Genomic DNA, 26,987 nt, shown 5'->3' on the forward strand with positions numbered 1-26,987 from the left:
CATGACGTCGAATGCTTCAAGGCAGACAAGATGCCGGCCTCTAAAGTCGGAGAGTTCGAGCGGCAATTGAAGGGGCAGGAGGACGGGCTGAATCGACTGACGGTTGATGAGTATTTAGAGAACATCGTCAATCCGGTTAAGCGTAGCCAAACGGCTGCCAGACGAGCTCGAAAAGATTTACAAGCCAGCTTGCAAACACGACTTCAAAGGGAATATTCGAAAACTATGGGCCCCGTAGCTGCGAAAGCAGAGAGTGTGAAAAAAGCCCAGGAAACGATGTCAAACCTTGCAGGACTACACAACCCTGATCTGAGCGCTGGCGGGAAAGATATCATCGCTGATTTCGGTGACCGACAAGTCAATTCCAGTATAGGCCCTCAGTGGGGACCAAAAATAACAAATTTGAAAAAGGCCGTGGAGGCAGTGCCAGCAATTTTACGTGGTGACACCTATCTCAATGTCAAGCTTCATAAATGTTAAGGGGAAAAGCAATGGATGAAGTGTTTTCAATTTTTTTGCAAACCTTTGGCGGGCCTGTGGACCGGCAGGAAGTACCAACGTCAAGTATTGAAAACTATAGAGGCAAGTTACCTAATAAGTTGTTGGAATACTGGGCCGAACACGGCTGGTGCGGTTACGGTGAGGGGATTTTCTGGATAGTGAACCCGCAAGAATACGAAGGGGTGGTAGCGGCCTGGATTGAAGGGACGAGTTTTGAAGAGCACGATACCTACCACCTGATTGCCCGCAGCGCCTTTGGCGACTTGTATCTATGGGGCGAAAAAACAGGATTTTCACTTAAAATTACCAGCTGTATTTCTCGGTGTGTTATTCATGACTTTGAAATTACAAGTGATGAAATGGATAGAGAGCTACAAAATTTTCTTTTATCTACAGAAGTTGAGTATAACGATTTCGATGATTTGTTCAAGCCGGCGAAGAAAAAGCTCGGCACGCTGCGCCATGATGAAATGTATGGCTTTGTTCCAGCGTTAATGCTTGGCGGATCGGCATCTCTTGATCATGTTGAGAAACTAAAAACAGTGGAGCATCTAATCCTGCTGTCCCAGCTCGCAGAGCTTAAGCCATATAGCTTTTAAGGCATGCATGCGGGCATGCCGCCTGAAGTATTTAATCCAGTTGCCACTTATGCGGCAGCAACTGATCGATTTCACTCACCCGCTGCGTCGGCAGTCGCGTGAGGACATCCTTCAGATATGGACAAGGATCCCCAGTCGGCTCGATATCGAGGCTTATGCCGAACGCCTATTTAGTAAGCACGGCCTAGGGGAACGCGGAAAGCCCTTATGGCTGGGATCAGGTAGGTGACTTCACCGGTCGGTTACGCCTCATTGTGGTCGCGAAGGTGATCAACCTCAATCAGCCCGGAACGCTCCATGGATACAACGCACGTGACTCAGGGAGTCGGATTGAATATTTGAGTCTGGTATCATTTAAGCGTCTGCAAATCGAGTAGAAAAATATGAATCGCCGTAAAAAAATAAAGCAGCTATTAGAGGCGCACGCTAAAAAAGCCAGTGCCAAGTTGGCGCCGAAAAGCAATCCTAAATACATTAGTAAAGCTGACCGATTGAAGCTGGCTGCTGAGTTTGCTCAGGATTCGATCATGTCCTCTGAGAGCTGATCCATATCTCTTAAGCACCCTGGGAGTTTATAAGTCTGGTTGAGCTAGATATTTCGATGGCAGGTGCCGTGAGGGGCAGACCTCAGTCAGCCGCCATCAAGCTGTCCTTACACTCAAGAATCAACCGCGCCCCGGCTCCATCATGGGTGCCAATCTCCAAGCTGAAGCCGTGCAGCTTGATAATCGCCGCGACAATCGACAAGCCCAGACCGAAGCCGCGGTGCTGGCTGCCATCCTCGCAACGGTAGAAGCGCTGGAACACCGCGTCGCGCTCGGAGGGCGGGATGCCAGGGCCGGAGTCCAGCACTTCGATCCGGGTGCTACCGCCATGGTCGGACGCCAACAGCACTACGTCGCCGCCCGCTGGAGTGAACTTGATCGAGTTGCTCAGCAGGTTCGCCAATGCCTCGAACAGCAGGGCACGGTCGCCGGTGATAAACGGCACTGCCTCTGGCAGTTCCAGGCGCATGTTGATTTGCGCTTCTTCGGCCAGTGGCAGGTAGAAATCATGCAGCTCATGCAGCAATGGCAGCGGGTCGAGCACGACAAAACCAGAGCGGCGTTGATGGTTTTCCAGCTCGGAAATCCGCAGCAGCCCCTTGAAACGGGCCATCAGGGTGTCGGTTTCGGCAATCACGCCATCCAGTTGCAGAGCCTCGGGCGAGTCTTGCGGGGCCTGTTGCTGCAGGCGGTAGAGCTGGGCGCGCAGGCGGGTGAGGGGGGTGCGCAAGTCATGGGCGATATTGTCACAGACGCCCTTGACCTCGTTCATCAGTCGTTCGATACGGTCGAGCATGGCGTTGACGATGGCCGCCAGCATGTCCAGTTCGTCCCGTCGGTTGGACAGCGCGAGGCGATGGCCGAGGTCGCCTGCAACGATCGCTTCGGCGCTGGCCTGGATCGCCCGAATCCGGCGGATCGGTTGCCGCCTGAGCAAATGCCAGCCGGCCACGCCGGGCAGGATGGTCAGCGATACCGCCCAGAACAGTGCGTGCAGGATGATCCGGGTCACGCCGAACAATGAGCCGTTGTCGCGCACCAGCAGCAACCAGTTGCCGTCATGGGTCCGGGTGGCGACGGCGTCGCAGCTATCCTGGGGCAGGTTGGGGTCGTCGGAGTCGATGCAGTTGGCCAGTTCATGGATGTGCCCGTCCATGATCAAGTCCGGCGGCAGTTCCTGGATCGGTCCACTGAGGTGCATTTTCTGCGTGTTGAACAAACCATAGGCGTCCATGCCACGCATGTCGAAGGTCATGCTGGTGGTCAGGGCATCCACCAGTTGCTGGCCGTGGAAGCGTGAGAACAGGTGTTGGCGCTGCATCAGCGAATGCCGCGCCAGGGTGTCGAGGTAGCTGGATACTTCGTAGTAGAGCACGCCCATCAGGCTGCAGCTCCAGGCTACGAACAGGAAACTGTACAGTGCCAGCAAGCGGCTAGTGGACGAGCGCCAACCCTTAGAGGGATTCGGTAATGACATAACCCGAACCTCGCACGGTGCGGATCAGCGGCGCCAGGCCAGGGCCCTCGATTTTCTTGCGCAGGCGACCGATATGCACATCGATCAGGTTGGTGCCTGGGTCGAAGTGATAACCCCAGACTTCTTCAAAGATCATCATGCGCGAGAGGATCTGCCCGGTGTTGCGCATCAGGAACTCCAGCAACTTGTATTCGGTGGGCAGCAGGTTCAGCAGTTGTTTGGCCCGTGAAGCTTCGCGGCTGATGAGGTTCAGTTCCAGGTCGGCTACCCGCAGCGAAGTTTCGAATTCTCGCGCCGGGTTCTTGCGCCGCAGCAGCACTTCGACCCGTGCGGACATTTCGTCCGAGGCAAACGGCTTGGTCAGGTAGTCGTCACCGCCGGCCCGCAGCCCACGTACACGCTCGTCGACATCGGAGAGGGCGCTGATCATCAGAATCGGCGTGGCGACGCCGATTGTCCGCAGACTGGTGACGATAGCCAGGCCATCGAGCCCCGGCAGCATGCGATCGAGGGTGATCAAGTCATAGTCGCCGCTCAGGGCACGCGCCAGGCCTTCACGGCCATTGTCCACCCAATCCACTTCAAGCCCATGGCTGCTCAGTTCTGCCATGATTTCCTTGGCGGTTACAGCATCGTCTTCGATGGTCAGGATGCGAGTCATTGCAGTTGCCTCGTGCGAATCTTCACAGCAGGTATGGGATTTTGCCAAAAAAGAGATGAAAACTTTCTGAATAAATCTTCATGTCGGTTCTGGCCGGTGCTAAGGGGCGCCACGAAATGGACTCACAAAACTAACCGCACAGGCCATTAGCCATACCTTTGCTGAATGGAGGCTATCGGCAAATATTGCAAAGTCATTGCGAACGTTCATCAGGATTTGGTATCTGTTTGTCGGTAGCCGCGTTCGTTCGCCGTCATGAGCGGATGCTTCTTTTAGTCCGGTGCCGTGTAGCCTTCCGGAATGTCCCCAGTACAGGTCTCTTTATGCATCGCCGCAATCTCCTGAAAGCTTCCATGGCCCTGGCGGCCTATACCGGCCTGTCGGCCAGTGGTTTGTTCGCGACCCGAGTGCTCGCCGCCACCGCAGATGGTGATATCGAGCATTTTGATTTCGAGGCGCTGCAGGCCCACGCGAAAAAACTCGCGAGCGATCCTTATGTCAACACCCGGCAGGTGCTGCCGCCGACCCTGGCGAACATGACCCCACAACAATTCAATGCCATCCAGTATGACGCCAAACACTCATTGTGGAATGACCTCAAGGGTCAACTGGACGTGCAGTTCTTTCACGTCGGTATGGGTTTCAAGCAGCCAGTGCGCATGTACAGCGTCGATGCCCAGACCCGCCAGGCGCGGGAAGTACACTTTCGTCCACCACTGTTCAATTACGCCAGCAGCGGCGTCGATCAATCCCAGCTCAAGGGCGACCTGGGTTTTTCCGGCTTCAAGCTGTTCAAGGCACCGGAGATCGACCAGCACGATATTCTCTCGTTTCTCGGTGCCAGCTATTTTCGTGCAGTGGATAAGACTGGCCAGTACGGCCTTTCGGCCCGTGGGTTAGCCATCGATACCTATGCGCACAAACGCGAGGAGTTCCCTGACTTCACCAAGTTCTGGTTCGAGACGCCCGGCAAGGAAAGCACCCGCTTTGTGGTCTATGCCTTGCTCGATTCGCCGAGCGCCACCGGGGCTTATCGCTTCGATATCGATTGCCAGGCCGAGCAAGTGGTGATGGCGATCGATGCCCATGTCAACGCCCGGGTCGCTATCGAGCAACTGGGTATCGCACCGATGACCAGCATGTTCAGTTGCGGTACCCACGAACGGCGCATGTGCGACACCATCCATCCGCAAATCCATGATTCCGACCGTTTGGCGATGTGGCGGGGCAATGGCGAATGGATCTGCCGGCCACTGAATAATCCGGCGAAAGTGCAGTTCAATGCATTCGCCGACCAGGATCCCAAGGGTTTCGGCCTGGTGCAGACCGACCATGAATTCGCCAACTATCAGGACACGGTCGACTGGTACAGCCGTCGGCCGAGCCTGTGGGTCGAACCGACCACCCCTTGGGGCGAAGGCTCGGTGGACCTGCTGGAGATCCCGACCACTGGCGAGACCCTGGACAATATCGTGGCCTTCTGGACGCCGAAGCAACCGGTCAAGGCGGGTGATTCGCTGAGCTATGGCTACAAGTTGTATTGGAGCGCCTTACCGCCGGTTGGCACGCCCCTGGCGCGAGTGCATGCGACCCGTTCGGGCATGGGCGGCTTTATCGAGGGCTGGGCGCCGGGCGAACATTATCCCGAGGTCTGGGCGCGGCGCTTTGCCGTGGACTTCACAGGCGGCGGTCTGGAGCGGTTGCCGGAGGGAAGCAGGATCGAGCCGGTGGTCACTACCTCCAATGGACGGGTGAAGGACTTTAACGTCCTTAAACTGGATGAGATTGATGGTTATCGCGTGACATTCGACTGGTATCCAACTAATGACGATGTCGATCCGGTTGAGCTGCGGCTGTTTATCCGTACTCAAGAGCGCACCTTGAGTGAGACTTGGTTGTATCAGTACTTTCCGCCGGCGCCGGAAAAGCGGCGTTATCCCTGAAGGGGGGGACACCGCCTGATTGAGGTGGTGTCCGGGTTGCTCCTTTCGTGGCATTGCGCCGAAGATGTGCCTGAGATCACTGCACGTCCGGCACCAGCACCGGGTCTGTCCTGTACAGGCTCGGCTCCATGCGCTTGAGGTTTTCTACCTTCGGCAGGTCATTGAAAACGATATACGGCGAATACGGGTGTAATGTCAGGTAGTTTTGGTGATAGCCCTCGGCTGGGTAGAAGTTCTTGTTTTCCTCAATCCTGGTAACAATCGCCGACGGAAATACTTTGGCCGCATTTAACTGCTCAATATAGGCTTGGGCAACTTTTTTCTGATCGGCATTCACCGCAAAGATCGCCGACCGGTATTGGGTGCCGCTGTCCGGGCCCTGACGGTTGAGTTCGGTGGGGTCATGAGCTACCAGGAAGAACACCTGCAGCAGCTTGCCGTAGCTGATCTGGCTCGGATCGTAGGTGATCTGCACCGACTCGGCATGACCGCTGGTGCCGTCGCCGACATCCTCGTAATGCGCGGTGTTTACCGCGCCGCCTGCGTAGCCGGCGACCACATTCTGTACCCCACGCACATGCTGAAACACCCCCTGCACGCCCCAGAAACAGCCGCCGGCAAATACCGCCGTGGCCTGGCTGGCCGCTACCGGTTCATCCAGCGCCGCTGGGGCGATCTGCGCCGCCGTCTCGGCGGCCCCGGCAAAACGCAGGACCATCGACACCGACAGCGCCACGCCGGCAAGCGCGCTAAGCATCAGCAGCGGCGACCTGACTTTCTTCTGTCGCATGGATTTGTTCATGTTGTTTATCCTCTTGAGTATCAACCGAAGGTGAAGACGTAGGCCTGGACACCGGGATCAAGAAACTCGATGGAGAACGTGTGATCGGTGATCTCCCCAACCTGCCGCGCCAGTTGGTAGAGGCGTTGCTCGACCACGACGCCTTCGCCATTGGCGTCGGTGTCGGTACCGTGGTGGGCGCCTGGTATATCGCCGTCGATGCGCACCTTGAAGCGTACCGGCTTGCCATCGCTCCCTGGACCTAGTACCAGGTGCAAGTCTCGGGCGTGAAAGCGATAGACGACCTTGCCCGAGGCCCGGTTTAGCGCAGCCTGTTCCGAATGAACGGTCCAGTTGCCTTCCAGCCCCCACTCGTTCAGTGCCGGTTGTTGTGGCGCCACATAGTTCTTCGGCTGGTCGGCGACCTGTTCGGTAGGGGACGCGAAGTTTTCGGCGCGGTCATAACCAATATAGGTTTCCTCGGACTTCACTTGCGCCTCTCCGGCGGCCTGCGTCTCTCCCTCGGCCTGGGCAGTGACCAAGCCGCCAGAGACATGCTTGTTGCCGGCTTCGGCCAGCAGTTGCTGAATGACCTGCTCGGAGCCGGCATAGTCGCCTTCGCCGAAGTGGTGGTGGCGCACGCGACCCTGGGTATCGACAAAGTAATACGCTGGCCAGTATTGGTTGTCGAAGCTGCGCCAGATCTTGAACTGATTGTCGATCGCTACCGGGTACTGGATGCCCAGTCTGGCGACGGCCTGGCGCACATTGTCGACATCCCGCTCGAAGGCGAACTCCGGGGCGTGCACGCCGATCACCACCAGCCCCTGATCGTGATACTTCTGCGCCCAGGCGTTGACGTAGGGCAAGCTGCGCAGGCAATTGATGCAGGAGTAAGTCCAGAAGTTGATCAGTACTACCTTGCCCTTGAGATCGGCGGCGCTCAACGGTGCCGAGTTGAGCCATTGCACGGCTCCCGAGAGGTCGGGCAGGACACCTTCTATCGGTAAGGCGCCTTCGTCGCCGGTCTTGACGGCCGTCGCCACGATGTTGTCATCGGCCTGGTCGTCGTCGCCCGAGGTCCTCATCGCGTCACCTGGTGCTGCGGGGTCCCTTTGTACGACCGGGACCAGGGTGTCGAGTAGCTTCTGTTCGATATCGGAGGTGGCAACGCTGGAAACCCTGGTCAGCAGTCCGGTGTCCAGGCCCGAGGCAATCGCCGCCACACCGATCAGCATGATCGCGCCCAGGCCACGGCGCAGCCATTGGCCGGTGCCGAGGTGGCGTTTCAGCGCCGTGAACAGGCGCCCCCCCGCCAGCAGCACGACGGCCAGGGAGGTGGCGGCACCGGCGGCATAGGCCAATAGCAACAGGGTGCTGCCGATATTAGCGCCTTCCAGCGCGGCGCCGGTGAGGACCAGACCAAGGATCGGTCCGGCGCAAGGTGCCCACAGCAGGCCAGTGGCAATCCCCAGCAGCAAGGACGATTTGCCGCTCGGTTGGCCGCCGTCCTGGGCCGAACGCGCCAGGCGATCACCGGCTGACACCAATGGCCGAGCCAGGCGATCAGCCAGGCGCGGGAACAACAAGGTGATGGCGAAGAGCGCCATCAACGTCATCGCCAGCCAGCGACCGTATTGGTTGACCTGGACCACCCAGCCACCACCGACGGCGACCAGGCTGGCGACCAGGGCAAAGGTTAGCGCCATGCCGAACAGCAACGGCAGGCTGCTGCGGCGAAACGGTTCGTCGTAGCGAGCGAAGACAAACGGTAGCACCGGCAGGATACACGGGCTGAGGATGGTCAACAGACCGCCCAGGTACGCCAGGATAAGTAGAATCATGATTGAAGATCCTTGTGAGAAATCGTGAGAGAGCGATCTTGCGCAAATCTCCGAGAGCGGTTGCCAACGAATAGGCCTTTGAGGTCACCAACCCCTGCGTAGGCAAACCCGTTTCCACACACACCAATGTCCACAAGGATAGCGGCGGTCAGGCCGCTTCTGGGGCAAAGGTGATAGCCACGCCGTTCATGCAATAGCGCAACCCAGTTGGCCGCGGGCCATCGGGAAACACGTGCCCCAGGTGCCCACCGCAGCGCTGACAGTGCACTTCGATGCGAGAACCTCCCAGCGAAGTGTCGCGACGGGTGCTCACAGCGTTTTCCAGCGGCGCGGTGAAGCTGGGCCAACCAGTGCGACTGTCGAATTTGGCAGCCGAGGTGAACAGCGCCAGTTGGCAGCCGGCACAAGCAAACACACCGTCACGGTGCTCGTCATTGAGAGCGCTGCTGTAAGGCCGCTCGGTGCTTTCATTACGCAGCACCTGATATTGTTTGTCGTTCAGTAACGTGCGCCATTCGTCATCGCTGTGGGTGACTTCGAAGGTCTCATCCGGAACAGCCTGAGCAGGCTGGCCACTCAGGGTGGCGGCCGTGGCGCGCCAGTCGACAAAGCCGGCCGCGAGCAGGGCGCCAGCGCTGGAGAAAAGAAAGCCTCTTCTAGAGGACATAATGTCACTTCCACGGCAATTGATCAGGCTTGAAGTGTCAGGCGCTCACGGTCGCCAAATCCTCCCGTAAAGTTAAATTAATTGTGAATATTTCCGCGTAACGATCCGGCACAATGGATTTGACCTCGTTCTGTACGATGATCCGGATATTTCCTGCAGGAGTGCTGCCCATGGATTCACCCAAACGCATATTGATTGTCGAGGATGACTGCCATCTGGCCGGATTGCTGAGCCTGCACCTGGAGGATGAAGGCTATGAGGTCACTCATTGCGCCGATGGCACCCTGGGGCTGGCGCAACTGGAAAAGGGCTCATGGGATGCATTGATTCTCGACCTGATGCTGCCGGGCGTCGATGGCCTGGAAATCTGTCGCCAGGCGCGGGCTATGGCGCGCTACACGCCGATCATCATCACCAGTGCCCGTTCCAGTGAAATGCACCGGGTGCTGGGTCTCGAACTGGGCGCCGACGATTACCTGGCCAAACCGTTTTCCATGCTCGAGCTGGCGGCGCGGGTCAAGGCGCTGCTGCGCCGGGTCGATGCCCTGGCCAAGAGCCTGAAGGTCGATGCCGGCAGTCTTGAACTCAACGGCCTGAGGCTCGACCCGCTGACCCGCCAGGCCCAGGTCGACGGTCAATACCTGGAGCTGACACCGAGGGAATTCGACTTGCTGCACTTCTTCATGAAGAATCCCAGTACGGTGTACTCGCGCATGGACTTGCTGAACCAGGTCTGGGGTTACCAGCACGACGGCTACGAACACACGGTCAACACGCATATCAATCGCCTACGAGCGAAGATCGAGGTCGATCCGACGCAGCCCGAGCGAATCCTCACGGTCTGGGGCCGGGGTTATCGCTTCGCGCCTTCGGGACATGCCGAATGAACCTGACCCTGTCCCAGCGGTTGTCCGTGGTCTTTTCGATCTTGTTGCTGGCCTGCTGCAGTGCCTCGGTATGGTTGCAGGTGCGTGCCAGCGACATGCGCGAAAAGGAAGTGGTCCAGGGGCTGTCGCGCAACCTGGCCCGCGGTATCGCTCTGGAAAACCGCTTAATGGGCGCCGAAGGCCTGACCATGGAGAGCGTGCGGGTGCTGTTTGGCAAGTTGATGAACGTCAATCCGAGCGTGGAGGTCTACCTACTCGATCCGAGCGGGCGGATCACCGGTGACGCGGCGCCACAAGGCCACCTCAAGCGCGACCATGTCGACTTGCAACCGATCCAACTCCTGCTCGACGACCAGCCCTTGCCGATCCTCGGTGACGACCCGCGCAGCAATGACGGGCGCAAAGTGTTCAGTGCCGCTGTGTTGCAGGGCGGCGGCAAGAGTTTGGGTTATCTCTATGTCGTGTTGCAAGGCGAGGAGCATGATCGCCTGGCGGCACGGGTCTTGGCCAGTTCGGTCCTGCGCACCACCTTGTGGGCCATGACCCTGGTGGCGTTACTCGGGCTGATCGCCGGGCTGATCGCTTTCCGGCTGATCACCCGACCGTTGCGCCGACTGACCGACACTATGCGCGATTTCGACACCGACGTACCGCCGGATCGCCTGCCGGTGCTGTCGAGGACGGGGTTCGGCAGTCGTGACGAAATCGAAGTGCTGGAGGCCAGTTTTGCGCAAATGGCGACCCGTATCGGCGAGCAATGGCAAACCTTGACCCAGCTCGACCAGGATCGCCGTGAACTGGTGGCGAATATCTCCCATGACCTGCGTACACCCCTGGCCTCGCTGCACGGCTACCTGGAAACCCTCTCGCTCAAGGACGCGGTGCTGGCTGCCGACGAGCGCCGGCGCTACCTCGGCATTGCCTTGGCCCAGAGCAACAAGGTTGGCAAACTGGCCCAGGCGTTGTTCGAGCTGGCGCGCCTGGAGCACGGCGCGGTGCGTTTGGAGTGCGAGGATTTTTCCCTCAGTGACCTGCTTCAGGACGTCTTCCAGAAGTTTGAGCTGATGGCCGAGACCCGCCGTTCGAAACTGCTGGCGATGGTGCCTAGGGGCGCCTCAATGGTGACTGCCGACCTGGGCATGATCGAGCGGGTGCTGACCAATCTGATCGACAATGCGTTACGTCATAGCCCCGCAGGCGGGACCATCGAAGTGGCGCTGGCGCGGGAGGCGGGAAAAGTGCAGGTGACCGTCAGCGATACCGGACCGGGGATTCCGGCCCAACTGTTGGAAAACCTCTTTCGCCGTCCCTTTAATCATGATGGCGACCGTCGCTCCGGCGGCCTCGGGTTATTGATCGTGCGGCGCATCCTGCAACTGCACGACAGCCAGATCCGTTTACTGTCGATCCCGAAGAAGGGCGCAGTGTTCTATTTCGAGCTGACGGCGGCGGGCGATTGACTCAGTCGTTAGCATCCGGCTGGCGGGAGGCTTGGTGCTTCTTCTCGGTGGGGGTGCTGCTGGAGCAGTGGCAGCGCGTTTTGTAGGATCCATCTGAATTGCCGGTCAGGACACCAGAGGGCATGAACTTGTCAGGGGCTGGGGGTCTTATGTCGAACACCGGACGATCTCGCTACTTATCCTCGTAGGATCCAAAGCAGACAAGTTGCCCGGAGTTTTGATGGCGATCATGATGCCTGAGCAGGCCCACGGTCCCGGCTTTGTTGCGATCCCTGGGCAGCCGACCGAGGAAGTTGTCGGTGCTGGCGAAGGTGTCCGGTCAATCGTGAACCCTGACAACAGGAGATCTATCATGAAAATCATTCCCTACCTGACCTTCAACGGTCGTTGCAAGGAAGCTTTTGCGTTGTACCAGAAAGTGCTCGGCGGCGAGCTGTTTTCCATGTCTTTTGCCGAGGCACCGGCAGAAGTGGGTATGCCCAAGGACGCAAACATGATCCTGCATGCCTGCCTGACTCTGGGCGATTTCAGCCTAATGGCCTCCGATTGCCCGCCCGGCCAGCCGTATCACAAGCCGCAAGGTGTATCGGTTTCCCTCAATGTCGACAGCGTGGCCGAGGCCAAGCGGTTGTTTGATGGCTTGAGCGCGGGTGGCAAGGTTTTCATGCCGCTGGAGAAAACTTTCTGGGCGCAACGCTTCGCCATGTTCGAAGATCGTTTCGGCATTGCCTGGATGGTCAACTACGAAGGGAAGCATAAGCAGCACTGATGAAGTGCCTTGTTCACTGGTCGCCGTGGCCGGTGAGCAAGGCGAAAAGCCGTTTTCTTGGAGGGATCCTGTGTTCCTTGACCATCATCGGGATCGGGTTGGCGCAGTCATCGATCGCGAATTTGCACCGATCACAGCAACCGGCGGCCAAGACTGGTAAAATCCTGCGGTTTTCTGGATATCAAACCGCCTATCTGTAATGAGACATCGACAATGAGTAATGAACTGAGCGAGGAGGAGATGCGCTTGGCGCTGTTTGGTACCTCCGGCCCAAGCGCCGACCCAATATCGGCGCTACTGCCTGAGGCAAAGCCTACACCTGCTCCGCCACCAGCCCCCAAGCGTCGAACGATGGCCAAGGCGCTCTCGCCGAAGCTGAGGGTCACGCTACACGCCACGCGGGAGTTTGAAGGTCAGATTGAGGTGCTCACTTATGACGCTAATACCCTGAGCACCTTCATCGCAGAACAAGAGGCCAGGAACGAGGCGAAAAAGAAGAAGTTCCGCTACTTCGAGGTGGTGTCGGTCAAACCCATCTAACATCGGCTAGCCCAGACAGCGGAGCGTTACAACGAGAAGCGCGCCAGCATGCCATCCAGTTCCACCGCTAGATGCCCCAGCTCCTGGCTGGCGGTGCTGGTCTGGGCGGCACCGCTGGCGGTCTGCATGGAAAGGTCACGAATCAGCACCAGGTTGCGGTCCACTTCACGCGCCACCTGGGCCTGTTGCTCAGCAGCGGTGGCGATTATCTGGTTGCGTTCATCAATGCCAACCACCGAGCGGGAAATACTCCCTAATACGTCCTTGGTTACCTGCGCCCGTTGACGCGTGCGGCCAGCCTGGGCGGCACTTTCGGCCAGGGCCTGGACGGTCTGGCCGGTGCCCAGATGAATGCCATCCATCATCTGTTCGATTTCCCGTGTCGAGGCCTCGGTGCGATGGGCCAGGTTACGCACTTCGTCGGCTACTACGGCAAAGCCGCGCCCTGCATCGCCAGCTCGTGCCGCTTCGATGGCGGCATTAAGCGCCAGTAGATTGGTCTGGGCGGCCACGCTGCGGATCACTTCCAGCACCTTGCTGATACCCTGGGTCTCCGTCGCCAGGGCCTGGGCGCGCAGGCTGGCCTGCTCGACCTGATCGGCCAGAGCGCCGATGTCGGTCATGGTTTCATCCAGTTGCTGTTGGCCCTCGCGCACGGAGGCGCTTGAGTCGCGCGATTCAGTGGAGGTTTCCAGGGCATTGCGAGCTACTTCCTCGACCACCTGACTCATCTGGGTGACGGCAGTGGCAGCCTGTTCGATCTCGGCGCATTGCTGCTGCAGGTCCTGGGCACTGTCGTGCATGATCGCGTCCATCTCTTGGGTCGCCGCGTTCAGACGGCCAACGGCGCCACCGATCCGCTGGATAACCCCGTGCAACTGGTCGCGCATATGCCCGAGCATCTGCAGTAGCTGCGCCACTTCGTCCAGGCCGTGGGCAACCACCACCTGGCTGAGATCACCGGCGGCGATAGTCTTGGCTACCTGCAAGGCCTGGCGCAGTGGTTGGGTGATGCTCACGCTCAGCCGCCAGGCCTGTAACAGCATCAAGGCCAGCGCCGCGCCAATGACAATGGGCAGCAATAGCTGGACCTTACGGAAGGTGTCGGCGGCGTTTTCCAGGGCTTGTGCAGTGCTTTGCTTGTTCAGTTCGCGAAGCAGTTGCACTTGCATGTCCATCAACGAGCCTTGATTGTTCAGGTTGTTGTTGGCCAGGTTGCCAGCCTCATTTACCCGCTGGTGCTCAACTAGATCAATGGCCTGCTTGAACAGTGCGACAAACTGCCGCGAAGCACCCTGGAGCAAGTTGATCGAGTCTCGCTCCGCCCCTTCAGGCACCTTGGCCAGGTATTGGGTGAACCCCTGGTCGATCTCGGTATTGAGCTGTTGCAGGTTGATCTTACGGTTAGCCAGTTCGGTCGGGTCGTTGGCATATACCAGTAACAACGCAGCCTCGGTGCGCAGCTTGGCCAGGTCGATGGCGATGGCATCTGCCTGGGCGATACTCGACAGCGGTCCTTGCTCGATCAATTCCCCCTGATGGCGAATGTGCTGCATCGCCACCAGGCATACCGCGCCCAAGGTGCTCAGCAGCAAGGCGCACAGGCCGAAACTGGCCAGCAGGCGCTTGCCGATACTCAGGCGACGTAGCGGGGAGGGACGGTGGGAGGGTTTGCGCAGGAAGGCGAAACGAAGGTTCACGGCGATGGACTCATATGAAGAACTACGCCAGCGGTTGTAGCAAAGTTGTGTGATGGCTTTATGTCATTATTGTTGATGTTGCAAATTGAGTGTGCCGAGCCTGGGATGTTCGCGTCAGTGCGGGTGCTTCTGCAGGCAGGTGCCAGGTGCTTTTCTCTCAGTGGATGGATCAGGAGACTACCTGAGTTTCTGAAAACCCATCTTGAGGAGGCAAGGCAGGGACAGGCTAGATGTGCCGATCCATCATCGGCACATTGGCGAGGCTGTCTTGCATAACATCTATCGGGCTGCGGCTTATCTACTTACGCTCTGGACGTTGGCCGGTTGCGGAACGGGAAGCACCCTCCTGCGTGGCGACGATGCCGTCAGCAAAAGCTTGGCGGGGTATCGTACTTATTGCCAGGCGATTCCACGCATGTACAGTGGGGTGGTCTACGATTTTTGCGTAATGCATGGAGAACCTACCGCACAATGGCAGCCAGATGGCTCGCCTGTTGGCAACTTTCCCCTGATAGTGCTGGATATTCTGGTTTCTGGCGTCGTGGACACCGTTGTACTGCCATACACGATTAATCAGCAAGTCCGAGAGGGAAGCATGGTGATTCGGCGTTAGCGCCCGAGTGTCCACTGATAGTCTGATGTAAACAGGTGCATTCGACCCTTTCAAGGGGCTTGATCCAATGCGCGCTCACACAACTCGTTGTCCCTATCGTCCTCAAGTGAACCGCGATCGAGGAACAGGAACACCACGGCGGCTGTCAGTACGGTGATAGCCGCCAATACCCGCAGCAAGGTGCTGAAGGCAGCACTGTATCCCTGGATCAGCGCAGCATGTCCGGCGGTGGGCAGCAGTTGCTCGGCACCGTTCAGGTCACCGGTCGCCAGGTGTTGTGCGGCGTCGATGATGTGGGGCAACGCAGTGCCAGGCAGGGCGGCCAGATTGTCGGCCGTAAAGGTCGATAGCAACGCCGTCGCGACGGCAAGGGCCACGCCCTCACCGGCCACTCGGGTGGTGCTGAAAATGCCCGTAGCCATACCGGCGCGCTCCTTGGGGACGACGCTGACCGCCATGCCATCCATCAAGCCCCAGGGCAGGCTGATGCCAGCGCCGATCACCAGCATCGGCCAGGCCAGTGGTGCCGCGCCACTGCCCACCGGCACATGGCTCAGCCAGTACAGCCCCACCGCGCACATCAGTAAGCCACTGCCGCACAAGGTTGACGGCGACAGCCAACGGGTCAGGTAGCCGGCGGCGATCGGCAACACCAGCAACGGGGCCGACAAGGCGATCAGCAATTGGCCGGCGGCGATTTCGCTCATTCCTTCGATACCCACGAAACGGATCGGCAGCAAGATCAACAGCACCACGAAGGAGTAGGCCGGCGCGGTCGCCAGCAGTTGCACGCCGACAAAGCGCGCAAAACGGAACAACGACAAGTCGAGCATCGGTTGCGCGACACGCTGCTCGATCCGCACAAAGGCGGCGAAGGACAACAGCGCGACGACGAACAGCCCCAGGGATAGCGGATCGGCCCAGCCGTTTTCCGGCACCTTGAGGATGGCGAATGTGAAGATGCCCAGCGCTCCAGTGAAGGTGATCGCCCCCGGCCAATCGATCCCCGTCGCCTCAGGGTTGCGCGACTCCTCCATGCAGCGTGCGGCCAATCCCAGCGAGATTGCCGCCGGCAGGGTAATCAACAGAAAGATCAGGTGCCAGTCGAAGGCCTCGATGATCGCACCGGCCAGCACGGGACCGAAGGCCAGGCCGATGCCGAAGCTGGCACCGACGAAGCTGAAGGCCCGCAGGCGCGCCGGACCGTCGAACACCTGCGCCAGAGCCGACATACCGCCGGAGAAAGCAGCTGCGGCGGCCAGGCCCTGGGCTGCCCGCAGCACATCGAACAACATCAGGTTGGGAGCAAACGGCAGTGCGGCAGCAAGCACGGCAAAGGTGCTGACGCCGCCGATAAAGATTTTCTTGCGGCCATAGCCATCGGCCAGGGCACCGGCCAACATCAGGCAACTGCCGAAGGTTAGCAAAAAGGCGTTGGTCACCCAGCTCATCTGCATCGGCGTACCACCCAGGGCATGACTGATGGCAGCTAGCGCAACGGCTGGTGCGGTGAAGTTGAAGGGCATGGTCAAGGCCGTGAGGCATACGGCCAGAAAGATCAGTCGCTGTTGTAACAATGAGTGAGGCACTGGTGGAGTCCTTGCGGTGGGGCGAGAAGCGGCGCTGCTTGAAAAAAGCCTGATGATGTTGCGCTGGTTTGCCGACGACGGTGAAGCGTGCAAGGATCTTAAAGAGCGAGTAATCGAGTTGAAAACGGTAAATATTCCGCCCATATCGGAATAAAAAGATCGAATAGGAGAGGTAGGTGGATCGACTCAGTGGCTTGATGCCCTTTATCCGCACGGCGGAACTGGGCAGTTTCGTCGCAGCGGGCAGGGCGTTGGGGTTGTCCGCATCAGCGGTCGGCAAGGGCGTGAGTCGCCTGGAACAGCAGTTGGGGGTACGATTGTTTCAACGCTCGACCCGCAGCCTTAGTTTGACTGATGAGGGACGGGTGTTTCAGGAGCGCTGCCGACGCATCCTGGATGATCTGGATGATGCCCAGGCCGCCTTGTCACAGTCCACGGAAGTGCCGCGTGGACGCTTGCGGCTGAGCCTGCCGGTTGCCAGCTATCATCTGTTTCAGTCGGTGTTGATGGCGTTCATGGCGTTGTATCCCGATATCGAGCTGGACATCGATTTCAGCGACAAGTTGGTGGACCTGATCGAAGAGGGGTTTGACGTTGCCATTCGTAGTGGCGACCTGCCTGATTCGCGTCTGATCCGTCGATCCTTGCCCGGCGTGCAACTGGTGCTGTGCGCCGCGCCGGCTTATCTGGAGCGTCATGGCACGCCGCGCACGCCGGCAGAGCTGGATGATCATCTGACAGTGCGTTTTCGCTATTTCAAGAATGGCAAGCTGCAAGACTGGCCGTTGTTGCGAGAGGAGGGCGCTCGCGAGTCTCGGACTCGCACGGTGATGGTCAGCAATAATATGGAAATGGTCCGTGGCGCGCTGATCCATGGATTTGGTTTGGGCACCCTCCCTGACTTTCTTGCCCGTGAGGCATTGGCCGCCGGTTCGTTGCGCTGTTTGCTGCATGAACACCTCATTGCGCCAGACCCGATGAGCATCGTCTGGCCGTCGAGCCGCCAGCTATCGCGCAAGATTCGCGTGTTTGTCGATTTTGTCTGCGAGCGCCTCGAACAGGAGACCGCACAGCTTCGCGCGACCATCGCCTCGGAGTGCTCCTCGGCACAGGTAGCTCGATGATGACAACACGGTTATTCACTTGAGCCCGATCCCGCGCCTGGTGAAATTGTGGCGGGCGGGCTAGCCTGCTTGCCACGAGAATGTGCAAGGTTCCAAACGGGCCGGCGCTGCCGGTGCCACAATCATCCATTGCAACCAAGGAGCATGAGCATGACCCACTCAGTGGCCTACCAGCCACCCCAGGTCTGGACCTGGAGCAAGGAAAACGGCGGCAAATTTGCCAGTATCAACCGACCCATCGCCGGCGCGACCCATGACCGGGAATTGCCAATCGGACGTCATCCGTTACAGTTGTATTCCCTGGCGACACCCAATGGCCAAAAGGTCACCATCTTGTTGGAAGAGTTGCTGGCCCTGGGTCATCAAGGCGCGGAATACGACGCCTGGTTGATTCGTATTGAGGAAGGCGATCAGTTCGGCAGCGGTTTCGTGGAGGTGAATCCGAACTCCAAGATCCCCGCGTTGATGGACCACAGTGGGCCAAAACCGATTCGCCTTTTCGAGTCGGGGGCGATTTTGCAATACCTCGCCGAGAAATTCGGCGCGTTCCTGCCGACCACGCCGGCAGATCGTGCTGAGTGCCTGTCCTGGTTGTTTTGGCAGATGGGCAGCGCACCGTATCTAGGCGGCGGTTTTGGGCATTTCTATGCCTATGCGCCGACGAAGATCGAATACGCGATCGATCGGTTCGCCATGGAAACCAAACGCCAACTCGATGTGCTTGACAAGCAGTTGGCCGTCAGCGAATACATTGCCGGGGCCGAATACACCATCGCCGACATGGCGATATGGCCCTGGTACGGTGGTTTGGCGAAGGGGCGTCTCTATGACGCTGCACAGTTTCTTTCGGTGCAGGATTATCGACATGTCCAGCGTTGGGCCGATGCCATCGAGGCGCGTCCGGCGGTGCAGCGCGGGCGAATGGTCAACCGAGCGTTCGGTGAACTTTCCAGTCAGTTGCGCGAACGCCACGAGTCCACGGACTTCGACACGCGCACCGAAGACAAGCTGGCCACCTCGGGTCAGTGACTACGAGGCGCCGACGAAAGAAGATCCGTTACTCGCCCATGGCGTCGAGTAACAGACGACCCGTGTCAGTCAGATTGGGGTTCAGGGGCGGCGTTTACGTTGGGAGCCTGAAGCGGCTTTTCCCCGCTATTGGCATCTCTGTCTGTCGGGCTCGCGACCCTGGTCGAGGGCTCGCCCGGCATATTCGCGAGCGCTGTTTCGGCCTTGATTGCACGGATTTCCAAGGCTTTGTTCGCGGCGCGCTGTGTGTCGAGCTGTTGCTTGATCGCCGCACTTTTTTCCAGTGCCACCCGCAGGCGTTCCTGGAAGAGCGGGCGTTCGGTTTCCAGCAGGATCGTTCGTTGCGAGAGCGCTTTCTCTCGCTCGCTGCTTTGCTGAAGTTGCTCCTGCGCCTGTCGCATCTCCTTCATCAACCCCCGGCCTTCGGCCAGCAGGCGCTCGTTGTCGCGATGTAATTGAGTGATTTCATCCTGGCGTACCAAGGCACTTTGCTGGGCCTGACGCAATTCCATCTGTACCTGTTGTAGCTGGCCTTCATGGCGACGCTGTTCCTGCTCGCGTTGTTCCTTGGCTGCGCTGCGAAAGTGTTCCAGAGCGTCGCGGGCATGCTGGTGCTTGTCTTCCAGCGAGTGGATCTGCTTTTCCTTGTCCTTGAGGCGCAGTTCGCTGTCGCTGAGGGCCTGACGCAGGCCAGCATTGCGGGTCTGTTCGGTCTGCAGCATGGAGCGAGTGGTCTGCAAGTCCTGTGACTGCTGCGCTAAGGCTGCGGCCTGAACCTCAAGCTGCTGCTCAAGCTGCTCTTGCTTCTGTGTGGCCTGCGTCAGGTGTATCTGCCATTGGGCCTGTTGTTCCTGCCAGTGGGCCTGAGCCCGTTCCAGCGGCTCCTGAGCCTGTTCCTGCAGGCGCCAGGCGAGGCGGGCGACCAGCGCGGCGAGCTCTTCTTCGAGGTCTTCCTGAGGCACCGCCAGGCGCTGGTCACTTTCGGCCAGCTCCTTCAGGTACCGGTGAATGGTGGTTTTCGAGCCCGTATTACCCATTTCGATACGTACTGCATCAATGCTGGGGTGTTCGCCACGGGCGAGGATCGCCAATCGCGCGGTCTGCACCACTGCCTTGTTCACGCCGCCGCGAGCCATGTCTTCTCCTACGATTTCGTACTGTGGTATGTACCCTGTAATTACATAGCATAACAGTAAAACTTAATCGATTCATATTAGAATTTTATAACACGGGATATACTAGTATTATCCCGTGTTAGAGGCATTCTTTTGCATTTGCCCCTGTTCTTTGCGTACACCTGCCGGAATCTCTGCTCATGAGCGAGCTCGACCGTTATTTGCAAGCCGCCACGCGCGACAACACCCGGCGCAGCTATCGGGCCGCCATCGAGCACTTCGAAGTCAGTTGGGGTGGATTTCTGCCGGCCACTGGCGACAGTGTCGCGCGCTATCTGGTCGCCCATGCCGGGCTGCTCTCGATCAACACCCTAAAACTGCGTCTCTCGGCCCTGGCTCAGTGGCACAACAGCCAGGGATTTACCGACCCCACCCGGGCACCGGTGGTACGCCAGGTGTTCAAGGGCATCCGCGCCCTGCATCCGATGCAGGAAAAGCAGGCCGCGCCCTTGCAGTTGCAACACTTGAAGCAGGTGATCGCTTCGTTGGCGGGTGAGGCACAGGCCGCGTCAGCGCGGCAAGATCGGCCGCGACTGCTGCGCGCCCGGCGCGATACGGCACTGATTCTGCTGGGGTTCTGGCGCGGCTTTCGCAGCGATGAGTTGTGCCGGCTGGAGATCGAACACGTCCAGGCACAGCCGGGCGCCGGTATCACCCTGTACCTGCCGCGCAGCAAAAGTGACCGGGACAACCTCGGACGCACCTACCAGACCCCGGCGCTGCGACGGCTTTGTCCGGTACAAGCGTATATCGAGTGGATCAATTGCGCGGCGCTGGTGCGTGGCCCGGTGTTTCGTGCTGTCGACCGCTGGGGCAACGTGGGCAATGAGGGGTTGCACGCCAACAGCATTATCCCATTGTTGCATCAGGCCCTGGAGCGTGCGGGCATCGCCGCCGAGCACTACACCAGCCACTCGTTGCGTCGAGGCTTTGCCACTTGGGCCCATGGTAGCGGCTGGGATCTGAAATCGCTGATGGGTTATGTCGGCTGGAAGGATTTCAAGTCTGCCATGCGTTATGTCCAGGCCAGTCCGTTTGCGGGCACGGGTCTGCTCGGCGAGAAGGCTGTCCAGCAAGGTTTATAGGATTTCTTCTATTAATACCCTGGTCTTATAGCGAAAACCAATCGCGAGTATCAGCTTTGCCAATGAGCCGGAATGCCAAAGAGTAGCTAGGATTCTCCCATCAACTTCTTAACCCCTGACGGAGAGTCACGATGCCTATCATCAACAGCCAAGTTAAACCGTTCAAAGCCACCGCTTACAAAAACGGCAATTTCATCGAAGTGTCGGACGCTGACCTGAAAGGCAAATGGTCGGTGGTGTTCTTCTACCCAGCCGACTTCACCTTCGTCTGCCCTACTGAACTGGAAGACCTGGCTGACAATTACGAGGCGTTCCAGAAGCTGGGCGTTGAAATCTACAGCGTGTCGACCGACACCCACTTTGCCCACGCCGCCTGGCATAACACCTCACCCGCCATCGGCAAGATTCAGTACACCATGATCGGTGACCCGACCCTGACCATCTCCCGCAACTTCGACGTATTGATCGAAGAAGCTGGCCTGGCCGACCGTGGCACCTTCGTGATCAACCCTGAAGGTCAGATCAAGATCGTTGAACTCAACGATGGCGGCGTAGGTCGTGACGCTTCCGAGCTGCTGCGCAAGATCAAGGCGGCTCAGTACGTCGCTGCCCACCCGGGCGAAGTCTGCCCAGCCAAGTGGCAGGAAGGCGAGGCTACTCTGGCTCCGTCCCTGGACCTGGTCGGCAAGATCTAAGCCAGTGAGTCAGCCAAGGGCGGTCATCCGCACTTCATAAGTCGACCGCACCGCCCAACGACGCCCGGGTGGTAATCACCTGGGCGTCGTTATTTCTACGGTACTGAAAAGGGAAATCGCCCGCATGTTGGACGCCAATCTTAAAGCCCAGTTGAAGTCGTACCTGGAACGGGTTACGCAACCGATCGAGATCGTCGCCTCCCTTGATGACGGCGCGAAATCTCAGGAAATGCTCGCGTTGCTCAAAGACGTCGCCAGTCTTTCCAGTCAGATCATCTTGTTGGACAACGGCACCGATGCGCGCAAGCCATCGTTCTCGTTGAATCGCCCGGGAGCCGATATCAATCTGCGTTTCGCCGGCATCCCCATGGGCCACGAATTCACTTCGCTGGTGCTGGCCTTGCTGCAAGTCGGCGGCCACCCATCGAAGGCCAGTGTCGAGGTGATCGAGCAGATCCGCTCGCTCAAGGGTGAGTTTAACTTCGAGACTTATTTCTCGCTGTCCTGCCAGAACTGCCCGGATGTGGTCCAGGCACTGAACCTGATGGCCGTGCTGAACCCGAGCATCCGTCACGTCGCCATCGATGGCGCGCTGTTCCAGGACGAAGTCAACGATCGCAAGATCATGGCCGTGCCGAGTGTCTACCTCAATGGTGTGAATTTCGGTCAGGGCCGCATGGGCCTTGAGGAAATCCTCGGCAAGCTCGACAGCGGTGCCATCGAGAAGCAGGCGGAAAAACTCAATGCCAAGGACGCTTTTGACGTCTTGGTGGTCGGCGGTGGCCCGGCCGGTGCCGCGGCAGCGATCTACGCCGCTCGTAAAGGCATCCGTACCGGTGTCGCGGCCGAGCGTTTCGGCGGCCAGGTATTGGACACCATGACCATCGAGAACTTTATCTCGGTCCAGGAAACCGACGGACCGAAACTGGCCCGCGCTCTGGAAGAACATGTACGCCAGTACGATGTCGACCTCATGAACCTGCAGCGCGCCAGCGCCTTGATACCGGCCAGGCATGTCGGTGAGCTGCACGAAATACGCTTCGAGAGCGGTGCCAGCCTCAAGGCCAAGACTGTGATCCTCGCCACCGGCGCCCGCTGGCGTGAAATGGGCGTGCCGGGTGAGCAGCAATACAAAGCCAAGGGCGTATGTTTCTGCCCGCACTGTGACGGTCCGCTGTTCAAGGGCAAGCGTGTCGCGGTGATCGGCGGCGGCAACTCGGGCGTCGAGGCGGCCATCGACCTGGCCGGTATCGTTAGCCATGTGACACTGCTGGAGTTCGACAGCAAGCTGCGCGCCGATGCTGTACTGCAACGCAAGTTGTACAGCCTGCCGAACGTGAATGTCATCACCCGTGCGCTGACTAGTGAAGTCAAGGGCGATGGGCAGAAGGTCACAGGCTTGACCTACAAAGACCTTGATTCGGGTGAGTTCAACAGCTTCGAACTGGAAGGTATCTTCGTGCAGATTGGCTTGCTGCCGAACACTGACTGGCTCAAAGGCAGCATCGAGCTGTCGCCGCGGGGCGAGATCATTGTCGATGCGCGCGGCGAGACGTCACTGCCGGGTATCTTCGCTGCCGGTGACGTTACCACGGTGCCACACAAACAGATCGTGATCGCCGTGGGCGAGGGTGCCAAGGCTTCGCTGAGTGCGTTTGATCATCTGATCCGTACCTCCGCTCCGGCTTGAAGCGGATAAGCAAAAGCCCCATGGATCGTCGATCCATGGGGCTTTTGTTTTTTTCGGCGCTGATCAGGCGTCTTGCAGCGGCGCCGGCTGGATGATTTCGACCCAATAGGCATCCGGATCCTTCACGAAGGCCAGGCTTTTCATGCGGCCATCGGTCAGGCGTTTCTGGAATTCCACGCCCAGGGCCTCGAAGCGCGCGCAAGCGGCACGGATATCCGGCACCGAGATGCAAATATGGCCGAAGCCGCGTGGATCGGTATTGCCGTTGTGGTAGGCAAATTCGGGGTCGTTCTCGGTGCCGTGGTTATGGGTTAGTTCCAAAATGCCAGGAATCGATTTCATCCATTGCATGCGCTCTGCCGCATCGACCGGGATCTGTGACTTGTCCACCAGAGCGAGGAAATACAGGCTGAATTCAGCCTCCGGGAAGTCACGTTTCTCAACCAGGGAGAAACCCAGTACGCGGGTGTAAAAATCCAGGGACTTGGTGGCGTCCTTGACGCGTAGCATGGTGTGGTTGAACACGAAGCCTTGAGTGGCGGTGTCGGGTTGAGCGGTAACGCCGGGGAATGTGTTGAGGTCATGCAGGCTCATAGGCCCTCCGCGAAAGTGATGAAGGCGGTCGATCAGTGCAGGGCCAGAACAGGCTGGCCGGTCTCGGACCTTGTGGGACACAGGATGATACGCAAGACGGAGTCTGACTCCAAATCCTGTAGATGAATTCTAGGGGCGCAGGGGATATATAGCGGGCGACTTCAGGAGGGTGGATAAGTTATATGAAGTGCGAACAGATAAACGTCGAAGCATAAAGAAGCCCGCCGAAGCGGGCATTGGGGCGCTAATCCTTCAGCAGCTTTCATCCTGTGAGAGTCGATGTGAAAAAAACGTGAAAGCTTCGGACGGATATCTTTTATCCGACCAACGTCTTCAAGAAGCAACGATCAGGAGTGCTCCATCATGGTAACCACCACGAAAACCCGGTCTGTCACAGCTCACGTCCCAGAGCAACTGGCCCAAAAAATCGATTTGATGGCAGAGCGTCTGGAACGCTCCAAAAATTGGATTGTCAAACAGGCTCTGTCCGCTTGGATAGACCAGGAAGAAGAACGTAGTCGCCTGACCCGCGAAGCCTTGGCTGATGTTGACGCTGGTCGGGTGATTGACCACCAGGCTGTCCAGGCTTGGGCCGATAGCCTCAGCACCGACACTCCGTTGCCGGTGCCGCGCTGATGGAGTTGAAGTGGACAAGCAAGGCCCTTTGCGACATTACCCGGTTGTACGCATTTTTAGCGTTGGTGAATCAAGCAGCTGCGGCACGAACTGTGCGGCAACTCACGGTTGCACCGCTCACGCTGTTGACCAACTCGCGCATTGGCGAACACTTGGAAGAGTTCGAGCCACGGGATGTGCGCCGAATTCAGATTGGCCATTGCGAGATGTGTGTCGAGATAGTGGACTCCACTAGCTAGCTGCTGCGCCTGTGGCATACCCACGAGGATAGGTAGCAGGGTGAAAACCGTGGCGATCGGCGCCAGTGCCAAGTTACCCGAGCTTCATCAATGATTAATCTGTTGCCGGAAAAGATAAGCGATTAGTACGCCTAAAAATTTTAGGCCATAACGGAATAAAATCGGTTGTCGGGTGTTCTGTTCTCGACATTTATGGAGTTTTTTATGCTCAAAAGTCATTTTTTCGCACCTTTTGCCGGCTGCCTCCTAACAATCGCCTGTGGTCAAGCGTTTGCGGCTTCCTCCCCTTACTCCACCCTGGTCGTTTTCGGCGACAGCCTGGCCGACGCCGGCCAGTTTCCCGATGGCTCGGCGGGTTCGACCTTGCGATTTACCAACCGAACCGGCCCGACGTTCCAAGGGGATTTTGGCCTGGTGTCATCGACCTTGCTGGGTTCAAGGCTGGGCGTCGCGCCAAATGACTTGAATGCCTCCACGTCTCCGGTTCGCGCCGCCCAAGGTTTGCCTGACGGCAATAACTGGGCGGTGGGCGGCTACCGTACCGACAATATCCTGGACTCCATTACTTCTGTCTCCAATACGGCGATTCCGCCTGGTAGTCCAGGTGCTGGCACCGTACTGCGCACGCGCCAAGGGTATCTACCGGCAAACGGTGGGCGGGCCGACCCCAATGCGCTGTATTTTCTATCCGGTGGTGGTAATGACTTCCTACAGGGGCTGGTGCTCAATCCGGGTCAAGCGATTGCCGCTGGCGGACGTCTGGCCGAAAGCGCCCAGACCCTGCAACAAGCCGGTGCGCGTTACATCATGGTGTGGATGCTGCCGGATCTGGGGCTTACACCGGCCCTCAATGGTACCCCGCTGCAGGCAGCGACCTCAGCGTTGAGTAACGTGTTCAACCAGGCGCTGGTGCAGCGGTTATCGCAAATTGATGCCCAGATCATCCCATTGAATATCCCGCTACTGCTAAAAGAAACCTTTGCCGACCCGGCTCGCTTTGGCCTGGCCACCGGGCAAAATCTCACCGGGACCTGCTTCAGCGGTGATGAATGCACCGCCAATCCCATCTATGGCATCGGTGGTACTCATCCGGACCCGACCAAGCTGCTCTATAACGATTCGGTTCACCCCACCATCGCCGGGCAACAATTGATTGCCGACTACGCCTATTCGCTACTGGCAGCCCCGTGGGAAATCACCCTGCTGCCGGAAATGGCCCAAGGCACCCTGCGCGCTCATCAAGATGAACTGCGCAACCAGTGGCAAGCCGACTGGGGTAATTGGCAGGCCGTAGGCCAATGGCGAGCAATTGTCGCCGCCGGTGGCCAACACCTGGACTTTGACGACCGGAGCAGCTCGGCCAGCGGTGACGGCAGCGGTTACAACCTGAATATCGGCGGCAGCTACCGGCTCAATGAAGCCTGGCGCGTCGGTGTAGCTGCCGGCTTCTACCGTCAGAAACTGGAGGCTGGCCCGAACGATTCGGACTACAAACTCAACAGCTACATGGGCACCGCGTTCGCCCAATACCAGCAAAACCACTGGTGGGCCGATGCCGCACTGACCGGCGGCAAGCTGGATTACGACAACCTCAAGCGCCGGTTCGCCCTGGGCGTCAGCGAAGGCAGTGAAAAAGGCGATACCGACGGCTGGCTGTGGGCCTTGAGCAGTCGCGTGGGTTATGACATTGCCCAACCGGGCAGCGAATGGCACCTATCGCCGTTCATCAGCGCCGACTATTCACGGGTCGAAGTCGATGGTTACTCGGAAAAGGACGTGCGCTCCACCGCGTTGAACTACGACGACCAACAACGTGATTCCAGGCGCTTGGGCGTAGGCCTGCAAGGCAGCTACCGTATCGCACCGCAAGCTCAGGTGTATGGCGAAGTGGCCCACGAGCATGAGTTTGAAAACGATGTCCAGCGGGTTAACATCGCGCTCAACAGCGTGCCAGGAATCGACTTCAAGCTCGATGGCTATACGCCGCGTACCCATTCGGATCGCCTGAGTCTTGGGGTTAGCCAGCGGCTGACGAAGGAGCTGGTGCTGAGTGCAGCATATAATGTGAGAAAGGATGACGGGTTGACCCAGCAAGCGGTCAATATGGGAATGAGCCTGGACTTCTGACGCAGTTATAAGACCCA

Annotated in this window: 27 protein-coding genes and 1 pseudogene; 18 read left to right on the top strand and 10 right to left on the bottom strand. The window is 58.6% G+C overall.

Going from position 1 to position 26,987, the window contains the following annotated elements:
* A partial coding sequence (locus tag BMX68_RS06115; protein ID WP_256218764.1) for a polymorphic toxin type 15 domain-containing protein occupies positions 1 to 480 on the top strand: 480 nt, incomplete at its 5' end.
* An 11-nt stretch (positions 481 to 491) separates the two neighbouring features.
* Positions 492 to 1,100, top strand: a complete 609-nt coding sequence (locus BMX68_RS06120; protein ID WP_060782474.1) for a GAD-like domain-containing protein — start codon at positions 492 to 494, stop codon at positions 1,098 to 1,100.
* Between the two features lie 31 nt (positions 1,101 to 1,131).
* On the opposite strand, the pseudogene BMX68_RS06125 reads toward BMX68_RS06120, so the two are convergent.
* Positions 1,132 to 1,230, bottom strand: a pseudogene (locus tag BMX68_RS06125) (transposase domain-containing protein); the annotation flags it as partial.
* Positions 1,231 to 1,483: 253 nt separating this feature from the next.
* Here BMX68_RS06125 and BMX68_RS06130 point away from each other — a divergent pair.
* Complete coding sequence (locus tag BMX68_RS06130; RefSeq protein WP_017133710.1) at positions 1,484 to 1,645, top strand: DUF2986 domain-containing protein; 162 nt, start codon at positions 1,484 to 1,486, stop codon at positions 1,643 to 1,645.
* 82 nt (positions 1,646 to 1,727) lie between these two features.
* On the opposite strand, the gene BMX68_RS06135 is transcribed toward BMX68_RS06130, so the two are convergent.
* Together BMX68_RS06135 and BMX68_RS06140 are read right to left on the bottom strand one after the other, a co-directional pair.
* Positions 1,728 to 3,122 (bottom strand): sensor histidine kinase, encoded by a 1,395-nt coding sequence (locus BMX68_RS06135; RefSeq protein WP_026013372.1) that lies wholly within the window; start codon positions 3,120 to 3,122, stop codon positions 1,728 to 1,730.
* A complete protein-coding gene (locus BMX68_RS06140; protein ID WP_017133712.1) occupies positions 3,100 to 3,783 on the bottom strand; it encodes a response regulator transcription factor in 684 nt (227 codons plus the stop codon). The genes BMX68_RS06135 and BMX68_RS06140 overlap by 23 nt, the downstream gene beginning before the upstream one ends.
* A gap of 323 nt (positions 3,784 to 4,106) precedes the next feature.
* Between BMX68_RS06140 and BMX68_RS06145 the strand changes: the two genes are divergently transcribed.
* Positions 4,107 to 5,726, top strand: coding sequence for a glucan biosynthesis protein D (locus BMX68_RS06145; RefSeq protein WP_017133713.1), 1,620 nt, complete (start codon positions 4,107 to 4,109; stop codon positions 5,724 to 5,726).
* 76 nt (positions 5,727 to 5,802) lie between these two features.
* Here the strand turns inward: BMX68_RS06145 and msrA are convergent, their stop codons facing one another.
* From msrA to msrB, 3 genes are all read right to left on the bottom strand, one after another.
* Positions 5,803 to 6,528, bottom strand: a complete 726-nt coding sequence (msrA, locus tag BMX68_RS06150; RefSeq protein WP_017133714.1) for a peptide-methionine (S)-S-oxide reductase MsrA — start codon at positions 6,526 to 6,528, stop codon at positions 5,803 to 5,805.
* 20 nt (positions 6,529 to 6,548) lie between these two features.
* Complete coding sequence (locus BMX68_RS06155; RefSeq protein WP_017133715.1) at positions 6,549 to 8,351, bottom strand: cytochrome c biogenesis protein DipZ; 1,803 nt, start codon at positions 8,349 to 8,351, stop codon at positions 6,549 to 6,551.
* 148 nt (positions 8,352 to 8,499) lie between these two features.
* Positions 8,500 to 9,018 (bottom strand): peptide-methionine (R)-S-oxide reductase MsrB, encoded by a 519-nt coding sequence (msrB, locus tag BMX68_RS06160; RefSeq protein WP_017133716.1) that lies wholly within the window; start codon positions 9,016 to 9,018, stop codon positions 8,500 to 8,502.
* A gap of 170 nt (positions 9,019 to 9,188) precedes the next feature.
* Here msrB and BMX68_RS06165 point away from each other — a divergent pair, with 170 nt between their 5' ends.
* The 4 genes from BMX68_RS06165 to BMX68_RS06185 all read left to right on the top strand — a co-directional run bounded on the left by BMX68_RS06165 (position 9,189) and on the right by BMX68_RS06185 (position 12,674).
* The gene (locus tag BMX68_RS06165; protein ID WP_017133717.1) at positions 9,189 to 9,905 is read left to right on the top strand and encodes a response regulator transcription factor; all 717 of its coding nucleotides are present in this window, start codon (positions 9,189 to 9,191) and stop codon (positions 9,903 to 9,905) included.
* Positions 9,902 to 11,365 carry a sensor histidine kinase gene (locus tag BMX68_RS06170; RefSeq protein WP_017133718.1) on the top strand — a complete coding sequence of 488 codons (1,464 nt, stop codon included), beginning with the start codon at positions 9,902 to 9,904 and terminating at the stop codon, positions 11,363 to 11,365. Before BMX68_RS06165 ends, BMX68_RS06170 begins: the two co-directional genes overlap by 4 nt.
* 352 nt (positions 11,366 to 11,717) lie before the next feature.
* Complete coding sequence (locus BMX68_RS06175; protein ID WP_017133719.1) at positions 11,718 to 12,134, top strand: VOC family protein; 417 nt, start codon at positions 11,718 to 11,720, stop codon at positions 12,132 to 12,134.
* A 213-nt stretch (positions 12,135 to 12,347) separates the two neighbouring features.
* A complete protein-coding gene (locus tag BMX68_RS06185; protein ID WP_017133721.1) occupies positions 12,348 to 12,674 on the top strand; it encodes a hypothetical protein in 327 nt (108 codons plus the stop codon).
* A gap of 26 nt (positions 12,675 to 12,700) precedes the next feature.
* Here BMX68_RS06185 and BMX68_RS06190 read toward each other — a convergent pair whose 3' ends face one another.
* Positions 12,701 to 14,374, bottom strand: coding sequence for a methyl-accepting chemotaxis protein (locus BMX68_RS06190; RefSeq protein WP_017133722.1), 1,674 nt, complete (start codon positions 14,372 to 14,374; stop codon positions 12,701 to 12,703).
* A 415-nt stretch (positions 14,375 to 14,789) separates the two neighbouring features.
* On the opposite strand from BMX68_RS06190, the gene BMX68_RS26620 reads away from it, so the two are divergent.
* Positions 14,790 to 14,987: a YceK/YidQ family lipoprotein gene (locus BMX68_RS26620; protein ID WP_341844454.1), complete on the top strand. Its 198-nt coding sequence runs from the start codon at positions 14,790 to 14,792 to the stop codon at positions 14,985 to 14,987.
* Between the two features lie 50 nt (positions 14,988 to 15,037).
* Here BMX68_RS26620 and BMX68_RS06200 read toward each other — a convergent pair whose 3' ends face one another.
* Positions 15,038 to 16,576, bottom strand: coding sequence for an MFS transporter (locus BMX68_RS06200; RefSeq protein WP_086009314.1), 1,539 nt, complete (start codon positions 16,574 to 16,576; stop codon positions 15,038 to 15,040).
* A gap of 16 nt (positions 16,577 to 16,592) precedes the next feature.
* On the opposite strand from BMX68_RS06200, the gene BMX68_RS25835 reads away from it, so the two are divergent.
* The 3 genes from BMX68_RS25835 (at position 16,593) to yghU (ending at position 18,729) form a co-directional block, all read left to right on the top strand.
* Entirely contained in the window at positions 16,593 to 16,730 is a 138-nt protein-coding gene (locus tag BMX68_RS25835) for a hypothetical protein (RefSeq protein WP_017133725.1), read from the top strand.
* 22 nt (positions 16,731 to 16,752) lie between these two features.
* Positions 16,753 to 17,700 carry a LysR family transcriptional regulator gene (locus BMX68_RS06205; RefSeq protein WP_017133726.1) on the top strand — a complete coding sequence of 316 codons (948 nt, stop codon included), beginning with the start codon at positions 16,753 to 16,755 and terminating at the stop codon, positions 17,698 to 17,700.
* A gap of 150 nt (positions 17,701 to 17,850) precedes the next feature.
* The gene (gene yghU, locus BMX68_RS06210) at positions 17,851 to 18,729 is read left to right on the top strand and encodes a glutathione-dependent disulfide-bond oxidoreductase (protein WP_017133727.1); all 879 of its coding nucleotides are present in this window, start codon (positions 17,851 to 17,853) and stop codon (positions 18,727 to 18,729) included.
* 65 nt (positions 18,730 to 18,794) lie between these two features.
* Here the strand turns inward: yghU and BMX68_RS06215 are convergent, their stop codons facing one another.
* Positions 18,795 to 19,865, bottom strand: coding sequence for a DNA-binding protein (locus BMX68_RS06215; protein ID WP_017133728.1), 1,071 nt, complete (start codon positions 19,863 to 19,865; stop codon positions 18,795 to 18,797).
* 179 nt (positions 19,866 to 20,044) lie between these two features.
* Here BMX68_RS06215 and BMX68_RS06220 point away from each other — a divergent pair, with 179 nt between their 5' ends.
* The 3 genes from BMX68_RS06220 to ahpF all read left to right on the top strand — a co-directional run bounded on the left by BMX68_RS06220 (position 20,045) and on the right by ahpF (position 23,374).
* Positions 20,045 to 20,989: a site-specific integrase gene (locus BMX68_RS06220; protein ID WP_017133729.1), complete on the top strand. Its 945-nt coding sequence runs from the start codon at positions 20,045 to 20,047 to the stop codon at positions 20,987 to 20,989.
* Between the two features lie 131 nt (positions 20,990 to 21,120).
* Positions 21,121 to 21,684, top strand: coding sequence for an alkyl hydroperoxide reductase subunit C (ahpC, locus tag BMX68_RS06225; RefSeq protein ID WP_017133730.1), 564 nt, complete (start codon positions 21,121 to 21,123; stop codon positions 21,682 to 21,684).
* A gap of 124 nt (positions 21,685 to 21,808) precedes the next feature.
* Positions 21,809 to 23,374 (top strand): alkyl hydroperoxide reductase subunit F, encoded by a 1,566-nt coding sequence (ahpF, locus tag BMX68_RS06230; RefSeq protein WP_017133731.1) that lies wholly within the window; start codon positions 21,809 to 21,811, stop codon positions 23,372 to 23,374.
* A 63-nt stretch (positions 23,375 to 23,437) separates the two neighbouring features.
* On the opposite strand, the gene gloA is transcribed toward ahpF, so the two are convergent.
* On the bottom strand, positions 23,438 to 23,968 hold the full coding sequence (gene gloA, locus BMX68_RS06235) for a lactoylglutathione lyase (RefSeq protein ID WP_017133732.1): 531 nt from the start codon (positions 23,966 to 23,968) through the stop codon (positions 23,438 to 23,440).
* A 363-nt stretch (positions 23,969 to 24,331) separates the two neighbouring features.
* On the opposite strand from gloA, the gene BMX68_RS06240 reads away from it, so the two are divergent.
* The 3 genes from BMX68_RS06240 to estP all read left to right on the top strand — a co-directional run bounded on the left by BMX68_RS06240 (position 24,332) and on the right by estP (position 26,970).
* Complete coding sequence (locus tag BMX68_RS06240) at positions 24,332 to 24,604, top strand: CopG family ribbon-helix-helix protein (RefSeq protein WP_017133733.1); 273 nt, start codon at positions 24,332 to 24,334, stop codon at positions 24,602 to 24,604.
* Complete coding sequence (locus BMX68_RS06245; RefSeq protein WP_017133734.1) at positions 24,604 to 24,843, top strand: type II toxin-antitoxin system RelE/ParE family toxin; 240 nt, start codon at positions 24,604 to 24,606, stop codon at positions 24,841 to 24,843. The genes BMX68_RS06240 and BMX68_RS06245 overlap by 1 nt, the downstream gene beginning before the upstream one ends.
* Before the next feature lie 204 nt (positions 24,844 to 25,047).
* Positions 25,048 to 26,970, top strand: coding sequence for an esterase EstP (estP, locus tag BMX68_RS06250; RefSeq protein WP_074861943.1), 1,923 nt, complete (start codon positions 25,048 to 25,050; stop codon positions 26,968 to 26,970).
* The last annotated feature ends 17 nt before the right edge of the window (positions 26,971 to 26,987 follow it).

The organism is Pseudomonas agarici (assembly GCF_900109755.1).
GTDB lineage: Bacteria > Pseudomonadota > Gammaproteobacteria > Pseudomonadales > Pseudomonadaceae > Aquipseudomonas > Aquipseudomonas agarici.